Source organism: Sulfitobacter sp. SBS6 (genome assembly GCF_048285585.1).
Taxonomy (GTDB): domain Bacteria; phylum Pseudomonadota; class Alphaproteobacteria; order Rhodobacterales; family Rhodobacteraceae; genus Sulfitobacter; species Sulfitobacter pontiacus.
Genome location: NZ_JBLWBA010000005.1, coordinates 1,106,327 through 1,122,068, shown reverse-complemented (window position 1 = coordinate 1,122,068; position 15,742 = coordinate 1,106,327). Strand labels below are relative to the sequence as shown.

Annotated in this window: 12 protein-coding genes; 2 read left to right on the top strand and 10 right to left on the bottom strand. The window is 63.3% G+C overall.

Translation table 11 applies throughout. The features are described 5' to 3' along the window. Positions 1 to 25: 25 nt before the first annotated feature. Genes ACNQ62_RS08765 through ACNQ62_RS08740 form a run of 6 tightly spaced genes read right to left on the bottom strand, consistent with a single transcriptional unit; the run spans position 26 to position 6,026 of the window. The gene (locus ACNQ62_RS08765; RefSeq protein WP_418094677.1) at positions 26 to 775 is read right to left on the bottom strand and encodes a polysaccharide deacetylase family protein; all 750 of its coding nucleotides are present in this window, start codon (positions 773 to 775) and stop codon (positions 26 to 28) included. After that, positions 772 to 1,911, bottom strand: coding sequence for a glycosyltransferase family protein (locus ACNQ62_RS08760; protein ID WP_418094676.1), 1,140 nt, complete (start codon positions 1,909 to 1,911; stop codon positions 772 to 774). Before ACNQ62_RS08760 ends, ACNQ62_RS08765 begins: the two co-directional genes overlap by 4 nt. After that, a complete protein-coding gene (locus tag ACNQ62_RS08755) occupies positions 1,908 to 2,489 on the bottom strand; it encodes a histidine phosphatase family protein (protein ID WP_418094675.1) in 582 nt (193 codons plus the stop codon). Before ACNQ62_RS08755 ends, ACNQ62_RS08760 begins: the two co-directional genes overlap by 4 nt. After that, on the bottom strand, positions 2,486 to 3,562 hold the full coding sequence (locus ACNQ62_RS08750) for a glycosyltransferase family 4 protein (protein WP_418094674.1): 1,077 nt from the start codon (positions 3,560 to 3,562) through the stop codon (positions 2,486 to 2,488). The genes ACNQ62_RS08755 and ACNQ62_RS08750 overlap by 4 nt, the downstream gene beginning before the upstream one ends. Beyond that, positions 3,562 to 4,824: a glycosyltransferase family 4 protein gene (locus tag ACNQ62_RS08745; protein ID WP_418094673.1), complete on the bottom strand. Its 1,263-nt coding sequence runs from the start codon at positions 4,822 to 4,824 to the stop codon at positions 3,562 to 3,564. The genes ACNQ62_RS08750 and ACNQ62_RS08745 overlap by 1 nt, the downstream gene beginning before the upstream one ends. Then, positions 4,821 to 6,026, bottom strand: a complete 1,206-nt coding sequence (locus ACNQ62_RS08740; RefSeq protein ID WP_418094672.1) for a glycosyltransferase family protein — start codon at positions 6,024 to 6,026, stop codon at positions 4,821 to 4,823. Before ACNQ62_RS08740 ends, ACNQ62_RS08745 begins: the two co-directional genes overlap by 4 nt. A 411-nt stretch (positions 6,027 to 6,437) precedes the next feature. Here ACNQ62_RS08740 and ACNQ62_RS08735 point away from each other — a divergent pair, with 411 nt between their 5' ends. Next, positions 6,438 to 8,870: a mechanosensitive ion channel family protein gene (locus tag ACNQ62_RS08735; protein WP_418094671.1), complete on the top strand. Its 2,433-nt coding sequence runs from the start codon at positions 6,438 to 6,440 to the stop codon at positions 8,868 to 8,870. A gap of 79 nt (positions 8,871 to 8,949) precedes the next feature. Continuing rightward, the gene (locus ACNQ62_RS08730; RefSeq protein WP_418094670.1) at positions 8,950 to 9,720 is read left to right on the top strand and encodes an MBL fold metallo-hydrolase; all 771 of its coding nucleotides are present in this window, start codon (positions 8,950 to 8,952) and stop codon (positions 9,718 to 9,720) included. A gap of 72 nt (positions 9,721 to 9,792) precedes the next feature. Here the strand turns inward: ACNQ62_RS08730 and ACNQ62_RS08725 are convergent, their stop codons facing one another. Genes ACNQ62_RS08725 through ACNQ62_RS08710 form a run of 4 tightly spaced genes read right to left on the bottom strand, consistent with a single transcriptional unit; the run spans position 9,793 to position 15,662 of the window. After that, positions 9,793 to 10,947, bottom strand: coding sequence for an ABC transporter permease (locus ACNQ62_RS08725; RefSeq protein ID WP_338460486.1), 1,155 nt, complete (start codon positions 10,945 to 10,947; stop codon positions 9,793 to 9,795). Next, a complete protein-coding gene (locus ACNQ62_RS08720; protein WP_005851921.1) occupies positions 10,944 to 11,972 on the bottom strand; it encodes an ABC transporter permease in 1,029 nt (342 codons plus the stop codon). The genes ACNQ62_RS08725 and ACNQ62_RS08720 overlap by 4 nt, the downstream gene beginning before the upstream one ends. Beyond that, entirely contained in the window at positions 11,969 to 13,894 is a 1,926-nt protein-coding gene (locus tag ACNQ62_RS08715; protein ID WP_407474387.1) for an ABC transporter substrate-binding protein, read from the bottom strand. Before ACNQ62_RS08715 ends, ACNQ62_RS08720 begins: the two co-directional genes overlap by 4 nt. Then, a complete protein-coding gene (locus ACNQ62_RS08710) occupies positions 13,887 to 15,662 on the bottom strand; it encodes a dipeptide ABC transporter ATP-binding protein (protein ID WP_418094669.1) in 1,776 nt (591 codons plus the stop codon). Before ACNQ62_RS08710 ends, ACNQ62_RS08715 begins: the two co-directional genes overlap by 8 nt. Positions 15,663 to 15,742: the final 80 nt, after the last annotated feature.

Here is a 15,742-nt window from a genome sequence, read left to right as displayed (position 1 = left end):
TTTTTCGTTGGAACGACACCAAAGGTCAGGGCAGCTCTGTCATCTGTGCCGGCACCGCAACACCGTCCAGCAGCCGCGCCAGACAAGCGTGGGTGAACCCCCAGATATCTTCGTCATGTACCAGGTGGTGGGTCAGAAATCCCAAGGGTTCCTGCGGGTCCGTCAGCCCTTTGCGGCGGTCCTGCAGCAGTTTGGTGATATCCGTAATCAGCGTGTCCGGCGGCACAAGGCTGCGGGTGCCGCGCCAGAAAATCGGATCGATATGGGTGTTGATCTGCACCAGCCCCGGGGCGGCAATCCGGTTATCCCGCGGCAGATAGGTCGACACCCCGACATAGCCTGCGTCTGCCAGCACCGGCAGCAACCCATCGTCCAACCGGTTCCACGGCGGCACAAAGATCGGCAGCAGGTCGTCGCCGAAAAGCTGTTGCATCCGGTTCAGCGCTTGGGCGAGCTCGTGGGCCGCATCGGGGCGCGGGTGTCCGAACTCTGCCTTTTTCGCCCCGTCGGGCGCGTGGCTAATATGCTGCCAGCCATGCACCAGCGGACGGATCAGCGGACGGTCCTTGCTATAGGCGGCAAGCGCGGGGTCTGCATGTTTAGGGATCACGGCGATATGCACGGGCAGGGACAGATCCTCGGCCAGTGCGGCAAGGCGATCCAGCGCGGGGGTTGGGGCGATGGCATCATCATCGCGCCACCAGATCGACAGGTGCAATCCCTCTGTGCGCCATATTGCAAGCTCGGCGTCAAGATTGGCCCAATCCACGGTCATCGCGTGCCCTTTCGCATCGCCTCGGTCAGGGTGACCGTCCTCGCGGCCCCGTCAAACCCGTCTGTCTGCGCAGGCCGGGTCGGGGCGGCGTGCAGAGTTGCCAAGGCGGATAGCAACCTGTCCGGTGTCAGATCGGCGCTGCGCAGCACCTCGATCCCCGGTAGCGCGGACAGCGCATCGGCGCGCAGCCCTTGTTCCACCTCGTTGCCGGCGTCAAAGGGGACAAACAGCGCGCGCACCCCGCTTTGCAGCACATCCAGCGCGGTATTGTAGCCGCACAAAGAGACAGAGGCGGCGGCGTGATACAGCATCTGGCGGAATTCGGGGCGCGCCGGTTCGATCACCACATTCGCGGGGGCATTCTGCATCAGCGCGGCGCTGCGTGCGGCCGCATCCTGCCCCCCTAGCAGCAAGCGCCAGACCCGCCCCGCATCACGCGCGGCCGCGGCGCGGCAGGTGTCGAACACATGCGCGCCCACATCGCCGCCCCCTGTGCTGACGATAATCTCGCCCGCGCCAAGCCGGTCGGGATGGGGGCTGGCGGGGGGCGGTGCAACGAAACCGGTATAGCGCAGCTTGCCCTGCATCGCGCCGGACACCGGCCAGCTGAGCGAGAGCGGCGTCACGGCCTCGTCCGCATGGACCAGCACCGCATCGTAATACTGCGCAACCAGATCATCGGCCAGCTGCGCCTTGGCGGGTTTGGATGGCGGCGCGAGGATATCGCGCACCGATGCGCAGATCAGTGGGCGCGTGGGCAGGGCATCTGCGGCGTCAAGCAGGGCCATGAACTCTGCCTTGAGGGTGCGGCGCCCAAAGGGGAACAGTTCGGTGATCAGCAGATCGGGGGCGCGGGTCTGGATGTGGGCGATCAGCATCTCGCGCCGCGCGGCCTTCAACGCTTCAGAGGCAAGCGTGCCGTGTTCATCCAGCAGCCGTGCGAAATCCACACCGTCAGAGCGCAGCGGCGGCAGCTGCACCACGTCAACGCCGTCGCTGTTCAACTGCGGTGCGGGCATCCCGCCCGAGACGACCTGCACATCATGCCCCGCCGCCCCATAGGCGCGGCCAAGGGTCAAGGCGCGGGCCAGATGGCCGGTGCCCAGCAGATGTGTGACGACGATGCTGACCTTCATAAGCGCGGCTCCAGTCGGATGGGATCAGGGTGGGCGGCCCAGCCCGTGGGTGAAATATCCAGCAGATATAAGCGGTTGCGCTTGATCTGAAAGGGGGCGGGGCCAGCGAAACCCCAGCCGGTCGCATGGGCCAGCAAAACACGCATCACGCCGATATGGCAGACGGCGACAGTGTCGCGCGTCAAGCTGTTGGCCCAAGGGATCAGCCGTTCGCGCAGGCTGTCGGGGCTTTCGCCGCCGGGTGGCGTGTAGCCCCAGCCCCAATCCTCGATATCGCGGAACCCGCTGTCGGGGTCTGCCTTAAGATCCACGCCGTGCAGCCCTTCCCACTTGCCCCAGTCCATCTCCATCAGCGCGGGCGCGGTTTTCGGCTCGCGGTCTGCGACCAGTCGGGCGGTTTCAGCGGCGCGAGACAGGGGGCTCGACACAAGATCGGCACGGTCCCAAGGTGCCGGCAATGTCAGCGCCGCCAGACCGGCGCGGGCGTCATCATCCAGCGGGATATCCGTGCGCCCCTGAATGCGGCCCGCACGGTTCCAGCTTGTATGCCCGTGGCGGAGCAGGGCAAGCCGGATCACGGGCGCACCCCGCAGCTTTCCAACCCCGCCAGCAAGGTCGCGGTGGCAGTGGGAAGCAGATGATGTTGCGCGACAAAATCGCGGGCGGCTTGGGCGCGTGTGTGGCGTAGGGTTGTATCCGACAGCAGCGCTGTGATCTGTGCGACAAGCGGGGCAGTGCCGCTTTCCGGCGCGGGATAGGAGGCAGGGGCCAGCACATCGCGCACGCCGGGGCGGTCTTGGGCCACGACGGGCAGGCCCGCGGCCTGCGCCTCCAGATAGGCGAGGCCAAAGGCTTCGTTCACCCCGGGCCAGAACAGCAGCGACGCATGGCGATAGGCGGCGGCCATGGCGGTCGCATCAAGCTCCCCGAGAAACCGAACCGCGTCGCCAAAGGGGGCCATCATCGTCTCTATCTCGGTGCGGGCGGGGCCGTCACCCGCGATATCCAACCGCCAGCTGTCTGTCGGCAGCAGCGCCAGCGTCTCCGCGATGATCTGATACGAGGCGCGTTTGTCCCCGTCGCGCAGCATGCCGACAGCCAGCATCGGGCCATCCAGCGCGGACGGCAGAGGCAAAGCGTCCTGTGCGAGAAACGGCGGCAGATGCACCAGCCGCTGCCCCGCGGTCTGGTCGCGGCGCAGCGTTTCGGCATCGCGGTGCGTGAGGTAAAAGATCACATCCGCCGCGTCGCTTGCGGCCTCGGCAGCTTGGGCGAAACCGGCCCACGGGCCTGTCAGCCGTTTGCGCGCGCGGCTGGATTCGACCAGCAGATAGGGGATGCCAAGGGCGCGGGCAACGGCGGGGCCGATCAGGTCGGGGGCCTTGTAATAGTTATGATAGGTGATCCATGCCTGCCAGCCTTCGGTACGTCCGCGGGCGGTGGCTTGGGTCACTTCGGCCTCGGCAGCATTGAACAGCATGGCCTGCGCCGCGCTGTCGCCCGCCCCGTCGCGGCTGCGCAGGGTGCTGGCGACTGTAACCGTCGCGCCCCCCCGTTGCAGCGCGGCCATCAATCCACGCGCAATCGCCCGATCCCCCGAGGGTACCGGATGATCAGGCGACTTTAACGGAGCGTAGAACGCAAGCCGCATCAGCCGCCCTGTGCCAGCATGGCCGTCAGCCGCTTGTGGAGCTGGCGAATGCCGGGGGCCATGGTGAACTCTGCATGCAGGCGGTCGTGGGCGGCTTCGGCCAGCCGGGGGCCAAGCGATGGATCCTCCGCAAAACGCTGCATCGCCTCGGCAAGGGCGGCGGGGGCATCGTCGCTTAGCACGCCGGTGGTGCCGCTGGTGATGAACTCGGGGATGGCGGATACGGGCGTGCTGAGCAGCGGAAGCTTCTGGCTTGCCGCTTCCATCAGCACATTGGGCAGCCCGTCGCGGTCACCGTCCTTGGCAATGCGCGAGGGCAGCACGAACAGATCGGCGGCGCGCATGGCGGCGATCACCTCTGGCTGGTCGCAGGCCCCGCGCCATGTGATCCGGTCGTTGATCCCGTGCGTTTCAGCGCGTGCTTTCATCGGTTCCGACAGGTCTCCGCCGCCGATATGGGTCCAGTGCCAGTCAAACTCATTCGGCAGCAGCGCCAGCGCGTCGATCAGGTTATCAAAGCCCTTCTTCTCGACCATGCGCCCGACAGACATCATCTGGAACGGATCGCTTTTGGCGCGTTGGACCCGGGTTGGCGGTTCGGGGAAACGCGCCAGATCCAGCCCGTGATAGACCAGATCAATCCGGTCCGGGGCGGTGCTAAGACTGCGCAGATGTTGCGCGTTAAAGTCCGTGCAGGTGGCACCAAAGGCGGCACCGTGGCTGGCGGGGTCCAGCTTCTCGCGCAACTCCCATTCGGGCGAGGTCCAGATGTCCTTGGCGTGGGCAGAAAAGCTCCACGGCAGTCCGCGCAGGATCGCGGCATAGCGCGCGACCGAGGACGGGGTGTGCAGGAAATGCGCATAGATGCCGCGGGTCTCGGCGGGGAGCTCATGTGCCATGACGCAGGCCTGACCAAAGCGGCGACGGCGGTTAGGGGTGTCATCGCGGGCAAGGTCTTGTTGGAAAACCTCCCATGCCGCGTCGTAACCGGGCATGGCTTTCGCGGCCTCTTGTGCTGCGGTCACACGTTCGGGATCGTCGCGCAGGTATTCCGGCAAATAGCGCACGCGCGCTTGCAGTCGGTCGTGCAACGGGTGGGTTTTCGTATCGGTCGGGTGGCGCAGCGACCAGATGTCGAACCGCAGGCCGGCTTCTTCAAGGGCGACAAGTTCTTGTGCGATGAAGGTCTCGGACAGGCGCGGCCAGCCTTTGACCACAATGGCGAGGGGGGCGGGGGCGAGGGCGGCAGGGGTGTCGGTCATGCGCCACCGCCCATCAGGGCGCGGCCCCGTTTAACCACCACGTCAAGCCCGTCCAGCAGCCCGTCTGCACCGGCTTGCGAGGGTTTGTTCTGATGCGGCAGGTTGCGGATTGCGGCGATCATCGCCTCCGGCGTCATGCCATCACGGGTTTCTTCCAGCATGCGGACAAGCCCAAGCTCTTCGGCGCGGCTGGCACGGATCCATTGTTCCAACCGGGGCACGGTGCGCGGCACGATGACGGCGCGTTTGTCAAAAGACAGCACCTCGCAGAAGGTGTTGTAGCCGCCCATGCAAACCACGCCCTCAGCCCCGACATAAAGCTGTTCGATCCGGCTATCAAAGCCAAGCGCGGTCACCCGCCCGCCCAGCTTGGCCACCCGCGCGTCAAAGGCGTCGCGGACGTCGCCGGACAGGAAGGGGCCGTAGATCAGCTTGGCATTTGGCGTCAGGTCGGGGTCTTGCTCGTAGGCGTCCAGCACCAGCGACACCATCGCGGCACCGTCCCCGCCGCCGCCGGGGGTAATCAGCACATAGGGTTCTTCGGCGGGGGGCACCTCGTCCGGGGCCTCGCGGCGCAGGTAGCCGGTCCAATGCATCCGGTCGTGGGTCGCCTGCGACAGGGGCAGCCCCTTGGTCGGGTCATACACATCTCGCATGCCGTAGACCCAAATCTCGTCATAGTATGTCTCGGTCGCTTCAACCGCGCCCTTGCGTTCCCATTCGGCGGCCAGCACCTCGGGTTCGTCCAGCACGTCGCGCAGGCCCAGCACGACTTTGGTGGTGCCATTCTCGCGCAGCCAGTCAAGGCTGGGCAGCAGTTCCCCGCGAAAGCCCGTCGGCTCTTTATCCACGATCAGCAGATCGGGGGTGTATTCCTCGATCGCGGTGCGGATCAGACCGGCCCGCAGGGAGGTGACCTCGTCGATATCAAGGCCAAGCGTTTGCGCCACATAGCTGCCGTCGGCCAGCTTCGTCACGCCGGGTAGGCGGATGTGGTCGACGCCTTTGGGAAAGGTGAAACGCCCCGCGACGGGGGATCCGGTCAGGATGATGGCCGAGGCATCTTCGTCCCCGTCCATCAAGGCGGCAGCCAGTGCGCGCGACCGCCGTAAGTGGCCCAATCCAAAGGTGTCGTGGCTATAGAAAAGCACCCGCCGCGCTGGTTTGCCATTGCGGGCGTTGTTCGAGACCGTTTGGCGCATGGGCCGATCCTAACTTAGTCAAATATCCTTGGCCGCAGCTATCAGTCTGGCGGCTAGAAAGCGTTTATTGTCGAAGGCAGGTGAACCCGTCCCGCCCGATGCACCCAGAAACCGAATACACTCACATCACCTTGGTCTGCCGGTCGAACAGCCCAATAATAATACCTTAGGCATCTATGGCGAACATGTCATGCATTTCAGCACCTTCCGCCGTCGCCGCCCCTGAATGGGCTGCGAAAACCGGCGTTTGAGGGGGCCAAGCCCGTGGGAAGATGCGGCGCGTGTCATATTCGGCGTCCTTCGCGGTTCATCGTCAGGAGGAGTAGGTGGGGCCGGGGGGTAAAGATTGCAATGGCACGGGGGGTGGCTTAGCGTCTCAAGACTGCTCCCCAAGGCCATGAGCGAGGACATATGCGGCATTTCATCTTCACCCTTCTTTTGTCGCTGTGGGTCTTGCCCTTTGCCAACGCCGCGACGGCTCAAGGGGTTCTGTCCCTTTTGCCAACAGCGCAGGAAACTGCCGTCAGCGATGCAGAAGGCGACGCCGCGCGACTGCAAGAGGTCATCAGACAAGCCGCTGAAAGCGGGGTGAGCGTGGTGGTGGTCGATAGCGCGGGCCAGTTGTTGAACCAGCCCGCATCTGCCCAACCGGCCGAGGGCGACCAGCAAGAGGCGGCGCTGGCCAAGGAAACCTCTGCGCTGATGCACCTGCAAGAACGGGGCAACCAGTTCCGCACTGCCTTGATCGAACGCATCGTGCAGTTGCCCGACGCGATCAACGAGGTGATCTATATCCTGCGGGCCGCCAGCCCGGACGGCACGCTTTGGGCCTTTGGTGAGACGCTGCTGGTGGCGCTCGCGCTGTTTGCTGTCGGGGCCGTGGTCGAGGTAGAGCTGTTCGGCAAGCGAATGGCACGCGGCTTCGTCACCGCCAAAGTGCAGGCGAACCCCGTTGGCTATACCGAAAAGATGCCGTTTCTGGTGTTTCGGTTTTTCATGGGGGTCATCGGCGTTCTGGTGTCGATGGTGGTGGCCTATATTCTGGGCACGCTGCTGTTTGGACCGCTTGAAGACACGGCGATCCAGTTCACTGTCACGCTGATCAACATCGGCTATTTCGTCTGTCGCGTGGCCGCGGGCCTGTGGCGGATGATCCTGTCACCCTTCCTGTCGCAATACCGCATCCCCGTGTTTAGCGACCGCGACGCCAAACGGCTGCACCGCTGGCTGTGGATGATGGCAAGCCTTGATACCGTCGCGATCCTGTTCGGCATCTGGATCGCTGAACTGGGGCTGAACTATGATGTCTATGCTTTCATCGCCTCCCTGATGTCGGCGGCGATCGTCGTGGCGAATATTCTGATGATCTGGGTCAACCGCCGCCCCATTTCAAACGCGCTTCGGCAGGGCAAGCCCGCGTCGGAATGCAGCGCCGTGGGGCGATTTATATCGCGGGCCTGGGCACCGCTGGTGGTGGGATACGCGATTTTTGCCTGGTTCGAACTGACCTATGATCTGGTGCTCGAGAACCCAAGCTCCGTGCCTCTGATCGCGGGGGCCTATGGTATTCTGGTGTCGATCATCGTGGTCTACGGCGTGATCAACTATGCTATTGAACGCGGCTTTGCCCGCGCGCGCATGATGCGCCGCCTGAACGAGCTGCGCCTCGAGAAGCGCGCTGATGCCGCCCTGGACGAGGATGCGCCCGAGGCCGCCGGCACAGCGCAAGCGGATGATACCATGTCGCTGGACGAGGCTGACAGACAGGCGGCAATGGTGCCACGCCAAAGTCTCACCAGCTTTGAAGGTCTGGCGCGGCGCGTGGCCGGTATCCTCGCCTTTGTTACGGGGGCCTATGCGTTCTTCTATATCTGGGACACAGAAGCAACGTTGATGGTCGAAAGCCACGCGGACAAGCTGTTGGACGTGATGGTGATCCTGTTTATCGGCTACGTCGTCTATCACGCCTTCCGCATCTGGATCGACAGCAAGATCGAGGCCGAAACCGCCGACCAGCCCGAGGCGGAACTGGGCGACGAAGGCAGCGGCGCGTCCTCTGCCAGCCGATTGGCAACGCTGCTGCCGCTGTTTCGCAACTTTGTCCTGATCGTTCTGATCGTGACCATCGCCCTCATTGTGTTGATGGAATTCGGGATCAATGTCGGCCCGCTGTTCGCCGGTGCGGGGATCGTCGGTGTTGCCGTCGGCTTTGGCAGTCAGGCGCTGGTGCGCGATATCTTTGCCGGCGCGTTCTTTCTGTTCGACGATGCTTTCCGCAAGGGGGAATACCTTGATGTGGGCGGCGTGAAGGGCACGGTCGAGAAAATCTCGGTCCGGTCGTTCCAGCTGCGCCACCATCTGGGCGCGCTGCACACCATTCCCTTTGGCGAGCTGCAGGTGATGACCAACTACAGCCGCGACTGGGTGATCATGAAGCTGCCGTTGCGGGTGACCTATGACACCGATGTCGAACGCGTTCGCAAGCTGATCAAAAAGCTCGGCATCGCGCTGCTGGATGATCCGGTGATCGGCGACAACTTTATCCAGCCGCTGAAATCGCAGGGCGTGATTGAAATGCAGGATTCCGCAATGATCATCCGGGTCAAGTTCATGACCAAACCGGGGGATCAATGGCTGGTGCGCAAGAAGGTCTATGAGGAAATCCGAGCCTTGTTCGAGCGCGAAGGAATCCGTTTTGCCCATCGGGAGGTCACTGTGCGTCTGGCCGACGGTAAGGTCAAAGACCTGAGCGACGAGGAACGCGATGCGGTGACCGCAGCGGCGCAGGCATCGCTGGAAGAAGAGGCACAAACCGGCCCGGAGCCGGGCGGCGACGACCGATAGCCGCGTCTCGCGCAGTTGTGACATTGAAACGACGGCGGCGGGCGCTAGCATCATCTCCACCTGCAACAGGAGAATTCCCATGAAACAGTCCAGACGCCAATTCCTGACGACCACCGTCGCCACTGCCGGGGTTGTGACGCTACTGCCTTATGCCGCTCAAGCCGCGGCGCACGGCGGTAATATGTTCCCCATTACCGGCGGCGAGGTCAAAGTGCACCCCATCGACCACGCGTCCTTTGTGATGGAGACGCCAGCCGGCGTGATCTATTGCGATCCCGTGGGCGAGGTCGCCAACTACAGCGATTTTGCCACCCCCGATCTGATCCTGATCACCCACGAGCACGGCGATCACTATAACGCCGAAACACTGGCCGGTGTGGTGGGCGAAAACACGCAGATCCTTACCAATCCTGCGGTCTACGACATGCTGCCCGAAGCACTGAAGGCCAAGGCGAATGCGCTGGCCAATGGCGAGCAGGCGATGTTCAACGAGGTCTCGATCGAGGCGATCCCCGCCTATAACACCACCGAAGAACGCAAGCAGTTCCACCCGCAGGGGCGTGACAACGGCTATATCGTGAACCTCAGCGATTTCCGCGTGTATATCTCGGGCGATACCGAAGCGACGCCGGAGATGCAGGCGCTAGAGAATATCGATCTGGCGTTTGTCTGTATGAACCTGCCGTTTACCATGGACGCGACCTCGGCCGCGGCTGCGGTGTCGACGTTCAAACCCTCCTTCGTCTACCCCTACCATTACCGTGGGCGCGACGACGGCACGCAAGACCCCGCCGCCTTTGCGGCCATGGTCGGCGAGGGGATCGAAGTCAAAATGGGCGACTGGTACTAACCCGGCGCAGCGGGGGCCAGCCCCCCGCACCCCCCGGGATTTAGACCATTTGGAACTGAAGGCCCCAGCGGGTCAGGATTTATACGGATCAAGACTTGCGCGCAGACCATCGCCCAAAAAGTTGAACGCCAGCACCACGACGATGATCGGCAGCATGGGAATGGCGGTCCACCAGTAGATCTCGATGCTCGCCAGATTTTGCGCGTCATTCAGCATGACGCCCCAGCTGACGGCGGGCGCGCGTAGGCCCAACCCGAGGAAACTAAGCGCGGTTTCCCCAAGGATCATCGCCGGGATCGATAGGGTCGCGCTGGCGATCAGATGCGACATGAAATTCGGCAGCAAGTGTTTGCGGATCACCCGTGCGGGCGACGCGCCCATCATCTCGGCCGCTTTGACGTATTCCTCTTCACGCAGGCTCAGGAATTTTGACCGTACCGCCCGCGCCAGGCCGGGCCAGTCCAGAATGCCGAGGATGATCGAGATGATAAAGAACACCGACACCGGCCCCCAGTTCGACGGCACCGCCGCCGAAAGCGCCAGCCAGAGCGGAAGCTCTGGCAAGGACCGCAAAATCTCGATCGCGCGGTTGACCAGCCAGTCGGTCTTGCCGCCGAAGTAACCGGCCAGCGATCCAAAGAAGATCCCCAGCACAAAGCTGACCGTGATGCCGATCAACCCCACCGTCAAGGACAGCTGCGCGCCATAGAGGATGCGGCTGAACACATCGCGCCCCAACCGATCCGATCCCCAGAGGAACACCGTCGCCCCGTCAGGCGCGCAGAACAGGTGGGTGTCGCTGGGGATGACAGCAAAGAGGTGGTAGGTTTCACCCTTACAAAAATACTCAATCTTGCGCGGGTTGCTGGTATCGGTGTCGTATTCCCAGCGGAAATTCACCAGATCCGCAGTGCCCGTCGTCTCGTAGACAAAGGGGCCGATGAAACTGCCCTCGTGCCAAAGGTTGATGCTTTGGGGTGGCGCGTAGATGTGTTCGGCATTGCGCTCGTTTGGTGTGTAGGGCGCGATGAACCCCGCCACTGGCAGGATCAGATAGCAGAAGGCCAGAAACAGCCCGGATACCAGCGCCAGCTTGTGCCGCCGGAACTTGCGCCACATGAGCCGCGCGACAGAGGCGTCCATCTCGGCCCGCTCAAGCGCGGAAAGATCAGCGTCGTCGGTCCAGGGGGCGGTGTCGACAAAGCGGTTGTCCGGCTGGATGCTCATGAGCTGCGTGCCCCGTAACGGATGCGCGGATCAAGCAGGACCAGCAGCATGTCAGAGATCATCGTGCCGATCAGCGTCAGCAGGGCCACGAACATCAGGATGAACGCCGCGAGGAACTGGTCTTGGGACTTCAGCGCCACCAGCAGATAGGGCCCGATGGTTTGCAGGCCCAGCACCACCGATACCAGCACAGAGCCCGAGACCATCGCAGGCAGCAGGTTCCCGATATCCGCGACAAAGGGGTTGAAGGCCACGCGCAGCGGGTATTTCGACAGCAGTCGTGCGGGGCCCATCCCCTTGGCCTTGGCGGTTTCCACATAGGGTTTATCAAGCTCGTCGAGCATATTCGCCCGCAACCGCTGCATCATCGCGGCGGCTCCGGCGGTGCCGATCACAAAGGTCGGGACGATCAGGTGCAGCAGGACGGAGCGTACTTTTTCCCAGGACATGGGCTGGCCCTCAAGCTCGGGGGCCATAAGCCCGCCAATCGGCAGGTCAAAGTATTTATGGCCATAGTAAAACAGGATCAGTGCCAGCAGGAAGTTCGGTGTCGCGAGCCCGAGGTAGCCCAGAAAGCCAGCGGTATAATCGACCCAGGTCTCGGATTTGGCGGCGGCGAGCACGCCAAGCGGCAAGGCAATAAGATAAACGAATAATACGGCGGCGAGATTGACCAGCACCGTCATCCAAAGCGCATCGCCGACGATTTCGCCCACGGGGCGGTCAAACTCGAACGACCAGCCGAAATTGCCTTGGATCAACCCGGCAAACCCCTGCGGCCCCGGCACCATGCCGACCCAGATCAGGTATTGCTTCCAGATCGGTTCATCCAGCGCGTATTCGTGGCGCAGAAACTCGGCCTTGGCGACGCCTTCGGCCTGACCCGTGGCGCGCAACTCGGCGATCTGGTTCGACAGATAGTCGCCGGGTGGCAGGTTGATGATGACGAAGACCAGAAGCGAGACCACCCAGAGGGTCAGTAGCATGGTGATGAAACGCCACACGGCGTATCGGAGGAAGATCATCGGCTTACCTGCACATGGGGGTCTTGGAAGTAGAATTCGTCGATGCGGTGAATGCCGAAATGCGCGCCGGGATCAAAGGCCCAGATTCCATGCTCCGGTACATTCATCAGATCGTTTGAGACGACGACGGGTTGCGGGGCCTCGGCCAGCACGCCGATGGCGAATTGCTGTTCGGCGTGGATGGCGAGCATCCGCTTCCAGATGTCTTCGCGCACCTGTGGGTCGTCGGTGTGGTTCCAGTCATTCGCCAGCAGCATCAGCCGTTTCGCGGGCTGCATATCGGGGGGCGACCCGGCCTGTCCGACTGTTTGGTAGTATTGTCCCCACATCGGCCAGGCAAAGAATTCCTGATTGGTCGGCGCCAGATAAGAAGGAGAGGTCGACGGCCCCGGAAGCCCGTTGTCCCAGCCGAACCAGACCGAGGCCATGGTCCGCCCCGCATAGATCCGGTTGCGCAGGATATCGCGGTCCAGCGGGCGCATGATCAGGCGGATGCCCAGATCACGCCATGTGTCCGCGATGATCGCCAGCGCGTTTTCTTCCTCGCTGCGTTCGCCGGCGGTTTCGATCACGAATTCCATCGGGCGGCCATCGGGAAGCTTGCGGAGCCCTGCGGGGGTGCGGTCGGTCAGACCCATATCATCCAGCAGCGCGTTGGCGTGGGCGAGGTTCATCATGGACCACGCATGTGTGTTGTCGTCGTTGTAAAGCGCGCTTTGCGACAGGGCGGACATGCCGCCTTCGCTGGCGAGGCCGAAATAGAGCGCGCGGTTGATCATGCGTCGATCAATGCCGAGGCTCAGGGCGCGGCGAAAACGCACGTCGCGCATGACCTCGCGCCACACGGGGTCGGCGAAGTTCAGATTGGGATAGATGGCGATCTGGCTGGCGGCGCCGTTGGCCCAAAGCAGGGTGCGGTATTTGCCGCCGTCCGCCTCGCCTTTCTTGAGGATCGCGACATCGGGGAAATCGAGCCCGCGCGCCTGCAGGTCGACCTCGCCCGCGTTGGCCTTGGCCGCGATCAGCCCACCGCCGACCACGGTCATCTGCACCACGTCGATATAGGGCAGCTGCACGCCGCGGCTGTCGATACGGTGGAAATAGGGGTTACGCACAAAGAGCTTGCGCGAACTGTCCTTGTCCGAGGAGTTGATCCACGGCTGCAGGGTCGGCAGCGCGGGGTTGTCGAACTTGTACATATTGTCGCGCTTGTTGTGTAGCGCGGCCCAGCTTTTGACCCGCGCGGCTTTGACCTTTTCGACCAGCGCATCGGGATCGGCGAACTTCTTGTGGAACTGCGACAGGTAGTGGGCGGGGCGATAGATGAACGGTGGGCTTGCTTGCGCCAACAGCGGCAGGAAGTTCGGATTGGGAATCTGCCATTCGAACACGACCGTATGTTCATCGGGGAAGGTGACCTTTCCCAGGCGGTTGTCCACGATCATGAAGTCCGGCGGCCCGCTGGGGGTGATGTCCGGGTCGTTGGCAACATTTTCCCACCAGTAGCGGAAATCATCCGAGGTAAAGGGCATGCCGTCCGACCAGCGGTGACCGGGGCGCAGGTGTAGCGTGAATTTGCGCCCTTCTTCCACGTCCACCGCGGCGAGGATATCGGGGGCAAGCGTGTAGTCAGGCTGATACCCCACCAGCCGCGCGTAGCCGTAAACCACCATTTGCCGCACGTCCTTGGTGCGCGAGATCAACGTGCGTAGCGTACCGCCCTGACGCCCAAAGCTGCGGCCCTTGGCTTCGAGGTCGACGACCAGAGGCTCTGACGGGATGCGGTCCTGCACGTGGGGCAGGCTGCCGGCGTTGACCTCTTGCGCCCAAAAGCTGCTTTCTTGCAGCACGGGGCCGTCGCTATGCGCGGCAAGGGGCGCAAAGCCGAGGGTCGCGGCGAGGGCAAGGAAGAACTTACGCATGACAACGTACCTTATGGCCGGGCTCAAGCTCGCGCAGGGCGGGGGCGTGATGGCCTTCAAAGCGGAACTGTTCGGGCCAGAGCGTGGGAGAACCCGCGCCCTTGGCGACCAGATCAAGATCGATGGGCCGGCTGATGTCGGGTTCGGGCTGTGCCGCGATCAAGGCGCGGGTGTAGGGGTGTTGCGGATTGTAGAACAACGTGTCGGGCGGGGCCTGTTCGACGATCACGCCAGCGCGCATAACCGCGACCTCGTCCGCGATGCGGGCAACGACCGCCAGATCGTGGCTGATGAACAGGTAACTCAGGTTGGCGCGGTCGCGGATGTCTTCGAGCAGGGTCAGAATTTGCTCTTGGACCGAGACATCCAGCGCGGAGGTGGGTTCATCGCAGATCAGCAGCTTCGGGTCGAGCGTCAGCGCGCGGGCAATGGACAGCCGTTGGCGCTGGCCGCCTGAAAACGCATGCGGGAAACGGCCAAGCATATCAGGGTTCAATCCGACCCACCGCAGCATTTCGGCCGCCTTTTCGTGGCGGTCGCGGGCGGTGCCGATGTTGTGCACCTCCATCGGTTCGGTCAGGGCTTGCTGCACGCGCATCCGCGGGCTGAGCGAGGAATACGGGTCTTGAAACACCATCTGCGCTTGCCGTTGAAATGCGGTGCGTTCAGTGGGCGACAGATCATGCACGGCCAGCGGTGCGGCGGCGGGGTCGGGGCGAAACAACACTTCGCCGGCGGCATCGGGACGTTCGGCCCCCATGGCGATACGGGCGCAGGTGGTCTTGCCCGATCCGCTTTCGCCAACAATCGCCAGCGTCTTGCCGCGGGGCAGTTGCAGGTCAACGTGCTGGCAGGCGGAGACGGACACCGGCTTGCGCCAGCCGCCCGCCCGCATGGTGTAGGTCTTGGACACGTCGCGCAGATCAAGGATCACATCGTCTGCGGGCTTCGTGGAAGCGGGGGCAGGGGCGGCCACGGCGGGGATCATCGGGGCGGCGGCGAAAAGCTTGGCGGTGTAGGGGTGGGCAGGGCTGCCCAACACCTCTTGCGCATCGCCCCGTTCCATCACGCGGCCCTTGTTCATCACCACGACGCGCTGCGCCATATTCGCCACGACGCCCAGATCATGGGTCACAAGGATTACGCCCATACCGGTTTCTGCCTGAAGCGACCGGATCAGCCCGAGCACCTGCGCCTGTGTCGTCACATCCAAGGCGGTCGTCGGTTCGTCCGCGATCAACAGCTCGGGCTTGGCGACCATGGCCATAGCGATCATCGCGCGCTGGCGCATCCCGCCGGACATCTCGAACGGATAGCTTTTCCAGGCGCGCAGGGGATCGACAAAGCCGACCTTCTCAAACTGTTCGAGCACGGCACGTTTGGCCGCCCTTCGTCCCATATTGCGGTGCAAGCGCAGCACTTCGGCGACCTGATCGCCAAGCCGGTGCAGCGGCGATAGCGACCGCATCGGCTCTTGAAAGATCATCGAGATGCGATCCCCCCGAATGGCGCGCATCTTCTTTTCGGGGAGGGACAGCAGGTTGACGGCACCCTCGGCCCCGTTGAACCGGATCGACCCGCCGCGCATCTGTGCCGCCTCGGGCAGCAGGCGCAAAACCGACCGGCAGGACAGCGTTTTGCCAGACCCGCTTTCGCCCACCAGCGCGAGGGTCTCGCCCGCGTTCAACGCAAAGCTGACGCCGTCCACGACCGACGGGCCGTTGCCGAAACCGATCGATAGGTCATTTACTTCAAGAAGGGGGGCCATTGTTATCCCAAGCGGGTCAGAGCGATCATTACCTATCGAGTGAAGCCGATAAACACCCAAGCGTCTAGGGGGCAGCGCAA